Origin of the sequence: Mesorhizobium sp. ZC-5, from assembly GCF_025753855.1 — a bacterium.
GTDB lineage: Bacteria > Pseudomonadota > Alphaproteobacteria > Rhizobiales > Rhizobiaceae > Neomesorhizobium.
The window spans coordinates 194665-210972 of record NZ_JAOWPT010000007.1 but is presented as its reverse complement, the minus strand read 5'-3'; the positions used below and the strand labels follow the sequence as shown (position 1 = coordinate 210972).

The 16308-nt window shown below is 60.0% G+C and carries 11 protein-coding genes and 5 pseudogenes; 10 read left to right on the top strand and 6 right to left on the bottom strand.

The genetic code is table 11. The features are described 5' to 3' along the window. The first annotated feature begins 174 nt into the window (after positions 1–174). From OHD58_RS19760 to OHD58_RS19745, 4 genes are all read left to right on the top strand, one after another. Positions 175–1725 carry a hypothetical protein gene (locus OHD58_RS19760; RefSeq protein WP_263805099.1) on the top strand — a complete coding sequence of 517 codons (1551 nt, stop codon included), beginning with the start codon at positions 175–177 and terminating at the stop codon, positions 1723–1725. Beyond that, positions 1722–2624, top strand: a complete 903-nt coding sequence (locus OHD58_RS19755) for a terpene synthase family protein (protein WP_263805097.1) — start codon at positions 1722–1724, stop codon at positions 2622–2624. The genes OHD58_RS19760 and OHD58_RS19755 overlap by 4 nt, the downstream gene beginning before the upstream one ends. An 85-nt stretch (positions 2625–2709) precedes the next feature. After that, positions 2710–3759 carry a type 2 isopentenyl-diphosphate Delta-isomerase gene (gene fni, locus OHD58_RS19750; protein ID WP_040583539.1) on the top strand — a complete coding sequence of 350 codons (1050 nt, stop codon included), beginning with the start codon at positions 2710–2712 and terminating at the stop codon, positions 3757–3759. Between the two features lie 533 nt (positions 3760–4292). Further along, positions 4293–4730 carry a VirK family protein gene (locus tag OHD58_RS19745; RefSeq protein ID WP_006204705.1) on the top strand — a complete coding sequence of 146 codons (438 nt, stop codon included), beginning with the start codon at positions 4293–4295 and terminating at the stop codon, positions 4728–4730. A 103-nt stretch (positions 4731–4833) separates the two neighbouring features. Here the strand turns inward: OHD58_RS19745 and OHD58_RS19740 are convergent. Next, positions 4834–4935 (bottom strand): annotated as a pseudogene (locus OHD58_RS19740) (IS6 family transposase); the annotation flags it as partial. Between the two features lie 127 nt (positions 4936–5062). Here OHD58_RS19740 and OHD58_RS30760 point away from each other — a divergent pair. Then, a pseudogene (locus tag OHD58_RS30760) lies at positions 5063–5857 on the top strand (IS6 family transposase). A gap of 194 nt (positions 5858–6051) precedes the next feature. On the opposite strand, the gene OHD58_RS19725 reads toward OHD58_RS30760, so the two are convergent. Further along, entirely contained in the window at positions 6052–7227 is a 1176-nt protein-coding gene (locus tag OHD58_RS19725) for a cytochrome P450 (RefSeq protein WP_006204707.1), read from the bottom strand. Positions 7228–7471: 244 nt separating this feature from the next. Here OHD58_RS19725 and OHD58_RS19720 point away from each other — a divergent pair. Further along, positions 7472–7851 (top strand): annotated as a pseudogene (locus tag OHD58_RS19720) (IS6 family transposase); the annotation flags it as partial. Between the two features lie 538 nt (positions 7852–8389). Here OHD58_RS19720 and OHD58_RS19715 read toward each other — a convergent pair. Both OHD58_RS19715 and OHD58_RS19710 read right to left on the bottom strand, forming a co-directional pair. Continuing rightward, on the bottom strand, positions 8390–9310 hold the full coding sequence (locus OHD58_RS19715; RefSeq protein WP_263791605.1) for an omptin family outer membrane protease: 921 nt from the start codon (positions 9308–9310) through the stop codon (positions 8390–8392). Between the two features lie 112 nt (positions 9311–9422). Beyond that, a pseudogene (locus tag OHD58_RS19710) lies at positions 9423–9902 on the bottom strand (IS6 family transposase); the annotation flags it as partial. Positions 9903–10792: 890 nt separating this feature from the next. On the opposite strand from OHD58_RS19710, the pseudogene OHD58_RS19705 reads away from it, so the two are divergent. After that, positions 10793–10948: pseudogene (locus OHD58_RS19705) on the top strand (IS256 family transposase); the annotation flags it as partial. A 629-nt stretch (positions 10949–11577) separates the two neighbouring features. Here the strand turns inward: OHD58_RS19705 and OHD58_RS19700 are convergent. Together OHD58_RS19700 and OHD58_RS19695 are read right to left on the bottom strand one after the other, a co-directional pair. After that, positions 11578–12360 carry a YkgJ family cysteine cluster protein gene (locus tag OHD58_RS19700; protein ID WP_263805095.1) on the bottom strand — a complete coding sequence of 261 codons (783 nt, stop codon included), beginning with the start codon at positions 12358–12360 and terminating at the stop codon, positions 11578–11580. Between the two features lie 251 nt (positions 12361–12611). Next, positions 12612–12764: a hypothetical protein gene (locus tag OHD58_RS19695; protein ID WP_263805093.1), complete on the bottom strand. Its 153-nt coding sequence runs from the start codon at positions 12762–12764 to the stop codon at positions 12612–12614. Between the two features lie 229 nt (positions 12765–12993). Between OHD58_RS19695 and OHD58_RS19690 the strand changes: the two genes are divergently transcribed. From OHD58_RS19690 to OHD58_RS19680, 3 genes are all read left to right on the top strand, one after another. Then, the gene (locus OHD58_RS19690) at positions 12994–13503 is read left to right on the top strand and encodes a helix-turn-helix domain-containing protein (RefSeq protein ID WP_263791600.1); all 510 of its coding nucleotides are present in this window, start codon (positions 12994–12996) and stop codon (positions 13501–13503) included. A gap of 46 nt (positions 13504–13549) precedes the next feature. Next, positions 13550–14413: a DUF3800 domain-containing protein gene (locus OHD58_RS19685; RefSeq protein ID WP_263805091.1), complete on the top strand. Its 864-nt coding sequence runs from the start codon at positions 13550–13552 to the stop codon at positions 14411–14413. Between the two features lie 193 nt (positions 14414–14606). Next, positions 14607–16259 (top strand): hypothetical protein, encoded by a 1653-nt coding sequence (locus OHD58_RS19680; RefSeq protein ID WP_263791597.1) that lies wholly within the window; start codon positions 14607–14609, stop codon positions 16257–16259. Positions 16260–16308 lie beyond the last annotated feature (49 nt).

Genomic DNA, 16308 nt, shown 5'->3' with positions numbered 1-16308 from the left:
CTGCGCGCAAGCCTATGCGGCGGACCGGCGCCAGCATCGGGGCGCGTCGCCGCGCCGGAACAGGGCGGCCGTCCGGCGCTGCCCATGCGCCTGGCCGCGACGGGCCTGCGGCGACGTGCGCGGCGTCTGCCCGATCCTGGTTCTCGTCAACCGTCTGCGGAAGGAACATCCCGCGTGAACGCGCTGTCCGAACAGGTCCTTTCCGAATTGCGCCACCTGCTGGGCGAGATGAGCGACGGCGGCAGCGTCGGTCCGTCAGTCTACGACACGGCGCGAGCTCTGCAGTTCCACGGCAACGTCACGGGTAGGCGGGACGCATATGCGTGGCTCATCGCGCAGCAACAGCCCGATGGCGGATGGGGAAGCGCGGACTTCCCGCTGTTTCGCCATGCGCCCACGTGGGCGGCGTTGCTGGCATTGCAGCGTGCCGATCCTCTTCCCGGCGCTGCCGACGCAGTCCAGGCTGCAACCCGGTTCCTCGAGCGCCAGCCCGATCCCTACGCGAACGCGGTGCCGGAAGACGCGCCGATCGGCGCGGAGCTGATCCTGCCGCAGTTGTGCGGCGAGGCCGCATCCTTTCTGGGCGGCGTGGCGTTTCCGCGCCACCCGGCGCTGTTGCCGCTGCGACAAGCATGCCTGGTCAAGCTGGGGGCGGTGGCGACGTTGCCGAGCGGCCATCCATTGCTGCACTCCTGGGAAGCTTGGGGGACGTCGCCGACCACCGCATGCCCGGATGACGACGGCAGCATCGGCCTCAGTCCGGCGGCCACCGCCGCGTGGCGTGCGCACGCCGTGACACAGGGGAGCACGCCGCAGGTCGGGCGCGCCGACGCGTATCTGCAGGCGGCATCGCGGGCGACGCGCAGCGGCATCGAAGGTGTCGTTCCCAACGTCTGGCCGATCAGTGTGTTCGAGCCATGCTGGTCGCTGTACACCCTGCATCTGGCCGGGCTGTTCGCGCATCCCGCGCTCGCCGAGGCGGTGCGCGTGATCGTCGCGCAGCTCGACGCCCGCCTGGGCGTGCGCGGTCTGGGCCCCACCTTGCACTTCGCGGCCGATGCGGACGACACCGCCGTTGCGTTGTGCGTCCTGCGCCTTGCAGGACGCGACCCGGCGGTCGATGCGTTGCGCCATTTCGAAATCGGCGAGCTGTTCGTCACCTTCCCCGGCGAGCGCAATGCCTCGGTGTCGACCAACATCCATGCCCTGCATGCGTTGCGACTGTTGGGAAAGCCCACCGCCGGCACCAGCGCCTACGTCGAGGCCAATCGCAACCAGCACAGTCTATGGGACAACGAAAAATGGCACGTTTCCTGGCTATATCCCACCGCGCATGCGGTCGCGGCGCTGGCGCAAGGCAAGCCCCAGTGGCGCGACGAGCGCGCGCTGGCGGCGCTGCTGCAGGCCCAGCGCGACGACGGCGGCTGGGGCGCCGGTCGCGCATCCACATTCGAGGAAACCGCCTATGCGCTGTTTGCCTTGAACGTGCTGGACGGGAGGGAAGAGCCGACAGTGCGCCGGCGCATCGCGCAGGCTGTGGCGCGTGCGCGGGAGTGGATGCTCGCCCGCCATGCGGCGCATGCATTGCCGCAGACGCCGCTGTGGATTGGCAAGGAACTGTATTGCCCCACCCGGGTCGTGCGCGTGGCCGAACTCGCCGGGTTGTGGCTGGCGATTCGTTGGCAGCGGCGCGTCCTGGCCGAGGGAGCGGGAGCGGCGCCATGATCCGGACCGAACGCGCGCTGCAGCAGGTGCTGGAGTGGGGGCGTTCGCTGACCGGGTTCGCCGACGAGCATGCCGTGGAAGCGGTCAGGGGCGGCCAGTACATCCTGCAGCGCATCCACCCGAGCCTGCGCGACACCAGCGCCCGCACCGGTCGCGATCCGCAGGACGAAACGCTGATCGTGGCGTTCTATCGCGAACTGGCGCTGCTGTTCTGGCTCGACGATTGCAACGACCTTGGCCTGATCGCGCCGGAGCAACTTACCGCGGTGGAGCAGGCGCTGGGGCTGGGCGTGCCGTGCGCGCTCCCCGGATTCGAGGGCTGCGCTGTGCTGCGCGCTTCGCTGGCCGCGCTCGCCTACGATCGTCGCGACTATGCTCAGCTTCTCGACGATACCCGGTGCTACTGCGCGGCGCTGCGCGCCGGACATGCGCAGGCGGCAGGGGCGGAACTCTGGTCCTACGCCGAGTACCTGCACAACGGCATCGATTCGATCGCCTACACAAACGTGTTCTGTTGCCTGTCGTTGCTGTGGGGGCTGGACATGGCGATCTTGCGCGCGCGTCCGGCGTTTCGCCAGGTCCTGCGGCTCCTCTCCGCGATAGGGCGCCTGCAGAACGATCTGCATGGACGCGACAAGGACAGGTCGGCCGGCGAGGCCGACAACGCAGCGATCCTGCTGCTGCAGCGCTATCCGGCTATGCCTGTGGTGGAGTTCCTCAACGACGAGCTGGCCGGCCATACGCGCATGCTGCACCGGGTGATGGCGGAAGAACGCTTTCCCGCGCCGTGGGGACCGTTGATCGAGGCCATGGCGGCCATCCGCGCGCAGTACTACCAGACTTCGACCAGTCGCTACGGCAGCGACGCTGTGGGGGGAGGCCAGCGTGCGCCGGCCTGAACGCGCGGGAGGCGGCGGCGTGCGCGCGCTGCCGTCGGTCCGATCCGACGCAACGCCGTCGCCCGATGCGACGGATGGAGCCAGCATGAGCGACACCGCCCTGAGCCGGCGCAAGGACGACCATCTGGACATCGTGGTGGATCAGCGAACGGCGCTGGCCGCGGTCGCCGCCGGCTGGGAGTACATCCGTTTCGAACACTGCGCATTGCCCGAGTTGGACCTGACGCAGATCGACCTGCGCGCCTCGCTGCTGGGCAAGACCATGCGCGCGCCGCTGCTGATCAGCTCCATGACCGGCGGCATGCCACGCGCCGAGGCCATCAACCGGCATCTGAGCGAGGCAGCGCAAGCCTTGGGGATCGCCATGTGCGTCGGTTCGCAGCGCGTGAGCCTGCAATCCCGCAACTCCCAGGGGCTGACGCGCGCGCTGCGCCGCCTGGCCCCGGACATTCCCTTGCTGGCCAATATCGGCGCCGCGCAACTGCGCGAGGCCGACGGCCTGGGCCTGGCGCGCCGGGCGGTGGATGCGCTGGAGGCCGATGGACTCATCGTCCATCTCAATCCGCTGCAGGAAGCGGTACAGCCGGAGGGCGACCGCGACTGGCGCGGCGTCCTGGCGCAGATTGCTCGCGCCGCGCGGAGCGTGGGCGTGCCGATCGTGGCCAAGGAAGTGGGGTCGGGCCTGTCCGCCTCGGTGGCCTGTGCGCTCGTCGAGGCGGGCGTGGCGGTGATCGATATCGCCGGCGCCGGTGGCACCAGTTGGGCCGCGGTAGAGGCCGAGCGCGCCCGCAATGCCGCCGACCGTGCAGTGGCGATGGCGTTCGCCGATTGGGGGATTCCGACCCCGGCCAGCGTGCAGGCGGTACGTCGGGCGCTGCCAACGGTGAAGCTGATCGCGTCGGGCGGGATCCGCGACGGTGTCGACGTGGCCAAGGCCATCCGCCTGGGCGCGGACGTCGTCGGGCAGGCGGCCGGCGTGCTGCGCGCGGCTACGGTATCCACCGAGGCGGTTGTCGCGCATTTCGAGATCGTCATCCGCCAGTTGGCCGTCGCCTGCTTCTGCACCGGCTCGGCCGATCTGGCGGCGTTGCGTCAGGCGCGCTTGTTGCCCTCGGCGCATCTGCCCGCCGGTTGATGCCGGCGTCGCCCGCACGTGGCGGCGGGCGCCTAGTCTTACTGAGTCAGAAAGTCGCGGCGTCCCCAGAAATCACGAGAAGCAAGCAAACTCAGTTCGCTTCGTTCGACCTTAGCGTACGATTTTGAGCGGCTCTTGTTCTGACCCCATGGACGCACATCTTCATCAGCCGTCAGTTGACTTTACGGTGCCAGACGGTGGAGCGCGTCAGCTTCTCGAAAGCTTGCCCGAGTAGTTTTGAGTCTCCGGTGATCTACAACCGTGAGGCTAGCGTGGACGTATCTAATTTCAGTCCAATGGATCCCGCATGGCGGAGACGTTCTACGCCATGCAACGGCAGCCGGTGGGACACGCCGGGCGCGATGGCTTTGAGCAGCACGCTGCGCGAGGCACGCCGCACCGATGCCGACCCCGTCGCTGGGGTCCATGCGCCTCGAGACCGCTTTTATCCTAACTGCAGAACGCCTTCTGCACTGGCCCAATAGCGTCGGCATGCCCTCGCTTCTGAACGTCGCTCCAAAATAGGATCACCTATGAAATCTATGCTACCCGCCCTGCTCGGGATACTTTTGGCTACGACTGCCAATGCTGCCAATGATAGTCATTTACTAGCAACCTTTCCCCAGATTGAGCTGGCGCTGAATGCCGGCAAGCAAGTGGGTGTTATGGTCGATTTAAGTTTGTGTACTCCGGCGAACGCCGATACGCCGCCGACGAAGACGCGAGGAGGCCTTCGCATAGATGGGTATAGAATCACTTCTGACGGCACCCTCGCTTTTGCGGATCAGCACTTTACGATTGATCGTGACGGTAAGCCCATTCTTCAATTTCTTCGCTACCAAATCCGGTTGGACGGTGACGCCGAACTCACCATGGTGGTATTCAACATGCCAAGCTATGAGAGAAAAGGTACCAGCTTGGCCTACAAGTGCGCGATCAGTCACGGGTTGAGTTTCTTCGCTCCACAGTGATCGCTGGCGGCGATGTCACGTTGTCTGAATATAAACGCGTTGAGACCTGCGGCGGCACTGTAAAGTTATCAGCGGATTGATGCAGCGATAGCTGGCCGGGACGGCTGTGATGCGTGACGATGATGCCGCGGGCTGCCAGCATGTCCTCAACCATGCGCAGACTGAGCGGAAAGCGAAAGCAGAGCCATACCGCTTGCGCAATGATAAGCGGTGGCGACGATAGAGCGGATCACAAGCAACTTCTGACATGGCCCCATGCTCTGAGGATGTGTTGCAAAGTTTTTGGTAATCAGACGCATGACATTAGGCTCCGGTGTTCCCAGAGAGTTGAGATGTTCAAAGGTCGCCATTTCGACCAAATCTGTGATCTTGCTTTGCATTCGCTGGTATCTGGCCTACGGACTGAACCTACGCGACCTTAGAGAAATGATGACGGAGCGTGGCATTAGTGTCGATCATCAACGATCCATCGCTGGGTCGTTCATTTCGCGCGACTACCGGATTACCCGATTGATTTACATGCGAGCCAATGCATCGCGAATGAGACCTTTCGGGAGCCGGCGCCTTGGATGCCGAGATGAAGCGCCAAATGGGATGACTTCGAAAAGAAAGCGACAAACTCACCGGGCGCTGACGATCAATTAAAGAACCTACATCAAGGTCTGCGGGCGATGGATGCACCTCTATCGCGCCATCGACAGCGTCAGCGACACCGTCGAGTTCTGGCTCAGTGAATACCGGGATTTGCCGACCGCCAAGCGTTTCTTCACAAAAGCGTTGGCACGCCATGGCCGTACCGATCGCATCGTCATCGACGGCAGTCAGACCAACGGGGAAGCCATCGTTTCCTGCGATGCCACAAGTCGATTGCAGGATTGCTCCCGGCGCCGGTCGAAGCCGATCCGCATCCGCCAAAGCCAATACCTCAATAACAGTATCGAGCAGGATCATCGGCGCATCAAGCGCCGCGTGCGGCCGATGCTCAGTTTCAAATCGACGGACGCCGCCGGGGTGTCACCCTGTCCGGCATCGAGATAGTCCACATGATGCGCGAACGACAGGCGCGGTACGCCTTCAATCCGAACCCGTCTCTCGCCGAGCAGTTCGAAAGCCTCGCTGCCACATGAGGTTGCCACCACTCTGGCAAATTCTCTGACCAGACAAAACTTTGCAACGGAACCCTCGACACGTGGCTATCTGAGCCTCGTAGAGTTCGGTGAACGAGCTATGTTGGCTTAACTGCGGGTCCGAAAAACCGGCAGCATGCCGTTGCGTCGCTTTGCCAGAGAATGGCAGCCATAGAAGCTCAAAGCGTAACTAGTCATGACAGCTTAACCGGCAAATTGATCGGCCCTCGAAAGCCGAAGCCGCGCCATTGCACCACCTGAGGATCCGGCAGCGTCATATTCGGAAAACGCTCGAATAGCATGGGCAGCATGATTGCCCCTACGGTTTGACGCGAGATTTGCGCGCCTGCACAGTGATGCGGCCCCGAGCCGAAGGACTGATGCGGAATCTTTTGGCGGAAGACGTTGAACCGCTCTCCGTCTTCGAAGACCTCTTCATCGCGATTGGCCGAAGCTTGGATGGTCATCACGGTATCGCCCTTCGGAATAAGAAAACCGCGAATCTCCGTGTCCTCCCGCACGAGGCGCGAACTCGCCTGGATCGGAGCAATCCACCGCACGCCCTCCTCGAAGGCCTGCCCCCAGCATTGCTGCCTCTGGACCTCCTCGAACTGCTCGGGATTGGTCAGCAACCCGTAGACGATCGTGCCGAGAGCGTCGCGGGGCTCGTTAATTCCCCCGCCAATGGCGATCTTGATGTTGGCATACATCTGACTCATGGGTATCGGATCAGGCGCGTTCACCATGATCGCGAAAGCCGAGGGGTTCGGTTCCGCCCGGTGCTTTTCGATTAGGTTGTCGAAGAGCCTGTTCATCTCGGCATTGGCTTCGTCCGATCGCTCGAATGGCTCCGGCTGCCATCCAAAATTGCCCGCCCCGTCGATCAGCCGCTGCGACCAGCGTATCATCTCTGCGTCGGATGCTCCGCAAATCCCGAGGATATGGGCTAGAATGCGGGCGGCCACCGGGCCGCAGATCTCTGCAAACAGATCCACTGTGCCGCCGCGCGGAAGGCGATCCAGATACTCGTTCACGATGTCGCGATAGATTGGCGCCCAATGTTCCGCGATAGTCTTGGGGGCGAAAGCCTTGGCCATGGCCATTCTTTCGCGGGCGTGTTCCGCGCCATCCTTTCGCATCAGAGTATGGGCCTGAAAGGCCGGCTTCATCGGTGTGTTGGGATCATCCGAACTGAAGCGCTCGGGCTGGTCCTTCACCATTTTCGTGTCGGAGGCCTTAGTGAGAAACGTCCGCTGCACGGAGGCAACGTGCACCACGGGGGTCTGCGCGCGCATCCGGCGATAGATCGGATATGGGTCGAATGTAAGCTCGTCGATCGTGGATACCCGATCTACTGGCACCAGTCGCATTGCGGGACTTCTCCTCTTAGTTCATTTGATATCAGCCGACGTACGCTCCATCCGCGGACGAAGACGCTTGAAAGATCGTGCGGCGGTGCTGTCAGCCGGCTTCTTCTGGTCTTCGATGCCCCGGGCCTGCGGGCTGTCTAAGCGAGGACATGGGCTATCGCAATGACCCAGACCGGTTCTGTCGCAAACTTTTCGGAAAGATCATTTGCTGCATGACGCTTGCTCTTTTTTCCGGGAGTTTGTCATGTTCAAAGGCCGCCATTTCGATCGATCCGTGATCTTGCTGTGCGTTCGCTGGTATGTTGCCTACAATCTCAGCCTACGTGATCTGGAAGAGATGGATGGCCGAGCGCGGCATTCACGTCGACCATTCCACTGTCCACCGCTGGCTCGTGCATTTTTCGCCTCTGCTGCTTGAACGGTTCAATCGGAGAAAACGTCCGGTCACCGGCAAGTGGCACGTTAATGAATGTCCGGGTGCGCGGTCGCTGGATGTATCTCTACCGCGCCGACGACAGCGTGGGCGACACGGTCGAGTTCTTCTTCAGCGAGAACCATGACCTGCCGACGGCCAAACGCTTCTTCATCGACGGCAGCCAGACCAATCACGAGGGCTCTGTCGCAGGGTCGATGTGCAAAACGATCTTGGCAACCTCTCGCCAGTCGGCATCTTCAGCGGCCGCGTCGAAACGGTCGCGCATGCACGTGATATTTTCAAGTCAAAAGCAAAAGGCATGACGATCGCTGGAACCATCCAGCCGAAGAAGGCGGCCTACAATCCTGGCTGGTCTTTCATGTGGAAGCCTGAGACTGTGAGCTTAGCGAGAACCACATAGAGGTCTGCAACGCTGAAATGACCGAAGTGGAGAAACACCTGAGGAGCTTTTTGCCCCACAACACATGGTGCCCATGGAACGCCACCCTGACTGAAGAGATCACCGACAAAAGTTGGAACCCTGATGTCGCCTTGATGCACTCACTTGACCTAATCCTCCCCATGTGAGGTTCTGGCAGGCTCGTTACCTCGCCTCGATACGCCGCTCTCCTCAAACCGTCATCACCCAGTTTCCGCCATAGCTCTTCATGCCATCGGTCTATGCCGCAAATCCCTGAACCCGAGTTAAGTTGATAACGCCCTTCCGGGTCGTGGCCAATTGCTTTCTCAGTTGAACTTGATGTTCGCCTGCACGAACATGCCGTAGCGCTCTGCCTGCCAGTCCTCGACCTGCGGGATACCTCCGCCCGGTGTCTCGTCGAAATGCGCTGTGCCGTCAGCTGCCACCCTCCAGTAGCGGGCGCCGACGCCGATGTTGAACAAATCCGTGACCTTGTAGTTCAACACTGCCTCAAGTTGAACCCCATGCCCGTCGCCGTTTTCAGGCATAGGGTTGATCTTTGGGCGCAGAAGGTGCCGATCTTTGCCATCGAGCCGCGTGAACAGGAACGCCACGTCGCCAGAAAGGCTGAGTCGTTCGGTGAGTTGCGTCTGCCCGGCCAGGCCGAGCCGCAGCGAATGCCAATCGTTGTCCTGGCTGATGATGCCGACATTGGTCGGGATGGCTGGCGCACAAATCCACGGGTTGGTCGCCTGCTGCGCGCAACCGGCAGCGTTGTAGCGCTCGTTCCAGAAATTATAGCCGACAAAGGCACCGATGCGGCGGCGAGGCGTGTTCCAGAAATAGTATCCTAGATCGGTGATGAAATAGGTGATGTCGCCGCGGTGATCGCTCGACGTGTTCGAATAAGGGTTGGTATACGGGAGGAAATCCTCGTCGACGAGAGAGCCCTCGGCGATCCCGCCCGCACCAAGGAGGCCCTTTACGAAAATGCCAGTCGGATTGTGGGTCGCGTTGAAGAAGACTTCGCCCGAATGCGCATCGAGGCGGTCATAGGTGAGCCGCGAGACCCGTAGCGTGCCGCTGGAATCGTAGAGGTCCTTCGATGCTTCGCCGGTACTGTACCAGTAGCGTAGCCCGCCCTCGAAAGATACCAATGCCGGATCGGCGATTGCCAGAACGTCGGCAGCGGTAGCGGTCGCTGTCAGCCCACAAAGCGCCACATATGTCAAAAACAGTTGCCGCATGGATATCTCTACTCCTTTGTGTCGTGGCGATTTTGGGGGTTCTGTCGCTAAACTCATAAACAGACTTGCGTGGATGACGCGGGTTGGTTCAAGGGCGTTGTCACCTCTGCGATGGGACGAAGAGGTTTCGGACGGCGGAGAACATCGACACGAAATGTTGCAATGAGCCGCAGGTGAGAATTCTCCGCCCGGTTGTTCATGCCTTTATGCGAACGGTGTTCCACGTTCGGCATGAGCTGGCGTTTGGCCCCCGTAGGACGCATTCTGTCGATGATTTTACGCTTGGCGGCAGCCCTTGCCTCTTCAGAAGTCGCGTCAGCAGGCGCCTGGCGGCCTTGGTGTTGCGACGCGTCTGGACAATCTGGTCGAGCACATATCCGTCCTGATCAACCGCTCTCCACAACCAGCATTTCTGATCGTTGATGCGCACCACGACTTCACCCAGCAGCCCGCCGCAAGGCACCAACGAAAGACGATGACGTATGCGGCGAGCATAATCAGGGCCGTGCTTTCGGCACCATCGGCGGATGGTCTCGTAGGAAACGACGATCCCGCGATCGAGCTGCATTTCCTCGACATCGCGCAAGCTGAGATTGATCGGCATAGAGGCGTCGACCACCCCCTTGGTACCGAGTGCCTGGAATTCCTTGGCCTGCTCCACACACATTTCGACCCGCTTGCGCCAGTCTTGGCCATTTCGTTATCCTTCTGGTCGACGATCTCTCTTGCGTACGCATGTTTTTTGCAACACGGCGCCTTTGGCGCTGAGTAAGCCAAGCGTCGAGCTTTCGTTCGCCGGGCCTCTGTCATCTCTCGACCGTTGCTCACCAAGACGGCGATCTACCCTGCGGCTTGCCGAGCGCAAAAGACCGTTGAACGGTGGCCAGAGTATATATGATACAGACAACTTGGTTTGTTAAGATTATGATATACTTTGGCTAACCCGTCTTATGCACGACGGAACGTCTGAGAGGCTTGCGGATGTAGCCTGAGCGGTTGATTTGGCGTAGGATTCGGTTGTCTAAGCGGCGCCGGGTCAGTGGCGCTAGCGGCCCGCCATGGCGCGGACAATGATGCTGCGTCGCAGCATTGTTTACGAGGGCTTCACCCAACATCGAATGCCCGTTCAGGATAGGAGATCGATATGATCCGCCTTCGGACGTTCCAGCTCCTGAAGTTCAGACACTGTCAAGTGAGCGTCTCTTAGGATCCTGCGCTGTGTAGAATAAAATTCAGACCTTCAACCCCAGCATCCGGTGACGGCCTTAGCCTGCCGCATTGGATCGTTCTTCTCGAACCAACGCGTATTGGCGTGGCATTCGTTCGATGGCATGCGCATATATTGTAACTCTTGATCAGAAAGGCGTTCGACGTGACGGAGGTGACGTCCCGGGACGTGGTGTAGCTGGTAGCGCGGTGGTCATCGGCGCTTTCCGGTAGGGTCTGGTTGTCGACACCAACCCGTTCCTGGAAGGACCACCGATGACCGACGACATGATGAACCTGCGCACGCTCGTGGAGAAGAGCGCGGATGCCGATCTTTTGCGTGAGATGATCGGCTTCGCGGCCGAGCGGCTGATGGAGATGGAGGTGGGTGCCGCGACCGGCGCTGCCTATGGCGAGAAGAACCCGCTCCGTGGCCGTGTTGTGATCCTGCGAGAGCTTCATGATCGGCTGGACGCCGCCGTCTTGAAATCCTACGGGTGGCACGGGGACATTGACGTCGAGCAAATCCTTTACGGCCTTGTCCGGTTGAACGAAGTCCGGGCCGCCGACGAGCGCCGGGGCTTCATCAAATGGCTGCGCCCCGAGTATCAGATCGACAAAATCGGTCCGCTGGCGCATCGCGGCGACCGCGTCCAAGCGATCTTGGCGACCAAGGTCAGGGCGAAGAAGACCCCGTTCCCGGTCGCACGACTGGACCAGGCGCGGGTTGTCCTCGACCTCATGACACGTGCGACAGTGCCCCTGTCGGCAGAAGAAATCGCCGTCGCGTTCACGTCACCGGACGAGACCGTCGCCGAAGTACGCGACGTGCTTCAATCCTTGGTCCGGCTTGGCCAAGCGGAAAGTTGCGATGAAGGAAGAAGCTTTTTCCGAGCCGCATAGGACTAGCACCTTGCAAACACTTGCCTCCGGCCAAATTGCATTGCCTGATCCTCGAGAAGCGGTTCCGACATGTTGAAGCTGACGTTCAGGTCATCATAGCCATAGTCATCGCCATAGACCCCATCCGGAGGTCACCTATTGGTGGTTTCAGCTCCCACTTAAAGTCCCAGCCGAGCCGCGACGTGTTCAACTTGTTGAGCGTTTGTGGGTGAGCCGGTCCGACGCACTTGAAAATCCGCAAATGGATCGCCTCCGTTCAACCAGTCGGTGAGGGAGCTGTTAAAATCCTGCAATGCGATAAGCAACGAGCCACACATCTCCACCGGCTCGACATTCAGGCCTCGTTTTTGGCGCAACGCACTATCAATTCCGACTTGCATCGCGGACGAAAGCATCTGGGGGTGAACGAGAAACCCGACGTCGCCGCCGCCGCTGGTCAGTGCCTGCTCACAGCTTGCCTTGGAATTCGAGTACAGTGCACGGCAGACAGCCGGGCGCCTATCATAGACCGAACACCGATCGTTCACGAGAAGGGGGCAGGTAGCGTGCCTCCCATATCTGGCATGCGGATTGAGGGGCAGTCGTGATATCTCGGACAATCGATGCTCGATGCCTTCCAAATCAACATTCGAGCGCGTCGAAAGGAGCAACTGGGCAAGGATAAATATCTCAAATGGGCTACATAGCACCATCTGATGGCAGCATGCGGAGCAACCTGCTCGACACGCAACAGAATCCTCGGGATTGTTTTTGGCGACCAAATCAAGAGATGCGTTCCGCCCACGGTACGACGCAATTAGTGCATCGACCATATCATTCGGATAGAGGTCGAACGCTTGGCATGTGTTTTGATACGCTTGCCTCAGAACCTTTTCGCCAAGTTCTAGATCCATTGCCGAGGCAAGACCGGCCATTTGCCGTCGTCTTTTCGCTTCACCCACCGGACCGGCCTCCCCGCTGATTCAGCGACTCAGATTACTCTTCTCCACCTTACTGCTTGCGCGCGGCTTCATCCAATTGGCGGAGCAATTTGCGATAGGCATAAGACGGTCTTCTAGGATGAAATGCGAGCGCGCTCTTGACATCGAGGGTGGGGAGCCGCGAACTTCTGCCCCGGGCGCCGCTACCCATCACTGAAGCAACAACGGCTTGTCACACGGATCGGCACCAAGACCCAGCTTCGCTTCGCACCTCAAGCCACCTTGTTCGCCGTCAGGCGGTCGATGAACGCCAGTTGTGGATCGAAATGCAGGTTGCGGCGCTCATCATAGTCAACAAAGGCATCCGAGCCCTTACCTACAGACGCCAAGGGGACTGAACATGGCCTGATATTTCGGGAAATCATGCCTCTCCCACTGGTCATGGGCGTCTGGTGTCGAACTACTACTCGTTTATGTGCAATCCGCTTTCATCTGCGATTAGACGATGCGTCTTTATTTACCAGCCATCCTTGACCGGTAGCCTAGCGACATCTATGTCTTGTCCCTAGAGACAGATACGTCCAGTCGTGCTCCCTTGCGGACCGCGCCAACACTGCGCATTTGTGTCCCAGAAGCGAGCAAAAGGACACTACCATGACCGCGATTCCTCAGCAAGTAGACGACGCGACGCCGGCACCGACGATAAAGACCAACAAAGCCTCTGCCGATAAATGGGGGCAGCAGGTGATCGAGTTGGGCTTCTGCCTCGTTCCATCTCTTTTGCTGCGCGCGCAGCAGCGCATTGGGCTTAACCCCACCCAGCTCGCTGTTCTCCTGCAACTATGCGATTTCTGGTGGGACAAGGAGCGGAAGCCCTTCCCAAGCAAGGAAACCCTCGCACAGCGGTTGAGCCTGAGTGAACGCCAGGTTCAACGCTACATTGCAGAACTCGAGCTGGCTGGATTGGTCCAACGGATCGAACGTCGTAGCAGCAACGGCGGCAAGCTCAGCAATACCTACGACCTGAGCGGTCTTGTGAAGCGCCTTCAGGAACTCGAACCTGAATTCCGCGAAATCGAAGAGTCGGCGAAGGCAGCCCGCAAGGCTGTGACAAAGCGTGGCTACAAGGCGACGGCCAAACCGAGCGGCGGGGCCACACGGTGATCACCTGGAGCCCGCCGTTTAGAAAGAACAAGAGCGAGGGGTTGGCATGAGCTGGGCGCTATTTATTGACGAGTCAGGCCAAGATCGCAGGAATTCGCCGTATGAAGTGCTGGCAGGCGTTGCGATCGAGGACCGCAAGATATGGCCATTGATCCGGCAATTGTCCGATGCCCAGCAGCATATCTTCGGGATGCGTCTCTATCAGGCCTACGGCCAGGAGGCGAAGGCCAAGGAGCTGCTCAAGCCAAAGACTTTCAGACACGCTGCACAATTGCCAGCCTTCGAGCAGAACGCCCGCGGCCGCCTTGCTCGGGAAATCCTTCTTGATGGGACAGCAGTGACGCGCGATCGGTTGACTGCGCTCGCGCAGGCGAAGATCGCCTACTGCGAGTTCGCCCTCAACCTTGCTCGTAGCCACGGAGCGCAGGTCTTCGCAACTATGGTCCCGCAGTCAGCACCCCGACCACCAAGCGATGATGCTATGCGGAAGGACTACGCCTTCCTGTTCGAGCGCTTCTATTATTTTTTGAATGGAATGCCTGATGATCCGATGGGATATCTTGTGTTTGACGAGCTTGATAAAGCGCAGAGCCATGTCCTGCTTGGGCAGGTGTCGAATTATTTCATAAGGACCCGGAATGGAAGGGTGCGCTCCCGCCTCATTATTCCGGAACCGTTCTTCGTACACAGCGATCTAACGACGCTAATTCAACTGACCGACATCGTTGCATATGTCATCAGTTGGGGCTTGCGATTGAATGGGATGACGCTGCCGGCCAGGCCCGAGCTCACGGGACTAGCCGATCGCGTGAAACGAATCCGGTTCAGTCGAGAGACCGAAGGAGGTGAAAAAATCTGGGGGATCAAGCACATTCGGGACTTGAGGCCAGTTCCCCTCAATCCGGCATAAAAAAAGGCAATGCCCACGTTTCCGCGTACAAAGCCTCCGAGAGGACATCTATGTCACGGGGGGGCTAATGTCAACCTTGCCTCAGTAGCGCAGGGTGCCAGCGGCGAAGCGACCTAACGTCGATGAGGATGCCGCAGGTCAAATCACGCCTCAACTATATGTGCAACCGCACCACCACCGCAAAGGCCGCGATATGATCGTTTTCAACGATCTCAAACACGATCTGCTCGAACCGAGCAGAGGCGTTCTGATGGCGCCTACGACGTTCGCGGCGACGCTGGAAGCACATGGTCTCTACAGCACCAAACAGTTCGTGCTGCGCTTGAGCCCACGTGTTCATGAGTTGGTCGACGCCCTCGCCTCTGGCGACTTTGGGAGTCATGAGCCTGCAGACCTCATCCAAGCGTATTCGACCTACATCCATGAGACCGTCCACTGGTGGCAGCATGTAGGCTCGACCGCTGGCCTTATTTTCAGTCTCTGCTACCCGGCGCAATTCTCGAGCAGCCTCGAGCACCTTCAAAAGGCGATCGCGGAGATTGGGCCAAAGAAATCGCTAAAACGGTGGGCTGATGATGCGCTTCGCCATGGCACGGCGCCCTCACCCAAGGCGCTCGCCGAGGCGAACATCGCCGTCAACAATGCGCTGGACGTCGAGTTCTACAAATTCTTCGCGCATAGCCCAAACCGGTCAACCGAGCTCAGGCAGAACCAGCATTTTGAAAGCGTGGGTCATTCTTATCGCATTGCCTACAGCAACACGTTGATGGCGCTCGTCCAGTCGTGCGATCTTGCGCCCGACAGCCTGCCTGATGCGGAACGATGGCAAGCAGAGTTCGATCGCCTCATGCTCGCGCGCCACGAGGGCTTCTACCATGGATCGCCAATCACCCGCGGTAACGTGGGTCTCCACGCTATCTTCGAGGGCCAGGCGCGCTTCATCCAACTTCAGTTTCTCGCTGCGTCAGGCGGCCCCTCGACCTGCGCGGCCTATGCTGCCGACGGTTATCTGAGCGGTATTTACGTCGATGCGTTTACAGAATTCCTGCGCCTCAGTGAATCCGAATGGCCCGAGACAATCGACAATCCCATCGTCGGGCTGTTTCTGCTGATCTGCGACCTCTCCATCAACCCGACCCGCGGCTTTCCCCTCGACATCGAACGTTTCGAGGATTTCATTTCTGATGTCGATGCCGGCGCACGCTTCGCCCTGCTTTGTCAGGCCGCGCGAGAGCATCCTGAAGTGAAGCAAGCGATCCAGGCCTATAGCTTTGAAGAGTATGCATTCGTTTCGCGGGTCCTCGCAGACCGCTGCGGCTACGACCATCCGCTTGTCGCCCTACAAGCTGTTATAGCCTTGTCTGAGACGGCGGCGGGCCAAGCCCTCATGGCCCAATGGGCGAGTTTCGAGTACGCCACTGGTAACCTACCTATCCGGGTTATGACCTCACATTTTATGGATTTCTGCAGGAGTAAGATCGCCCATCCCCACTTCTTCTGTTGGGCCGGCAGAGCGTTGGCCCTGGGCGGCACGACTGAGGTATCGCAGGGGCTCTTCCTGCGCCACGTGTCGCTCTTCACCGACCGCGCCGACACGGAGCAAATCTTTACGCGCGCGTTCGCGGGTCGCGAGGGGACGGCGATCAAGCGTATGCTCGATACCTTTATGGCATCGACGGTTCTTTACGATCTGACATGGCAATGGATTCTTCGGGACGGACCCTTTCACTACGATTTTCGATCGCTGACCGGCGATAGTCTAAACGGGGCCACGGAAATCTGGGCCAAGAATGCCTTCAAGGAGGCGTTTGGCCACCACCCGGACGATTTCAAGCAACTAAAGTAGGGCAACGGCTCGAAGCCCTCACGATATCGACCAAATGGGCGGCCGGAGA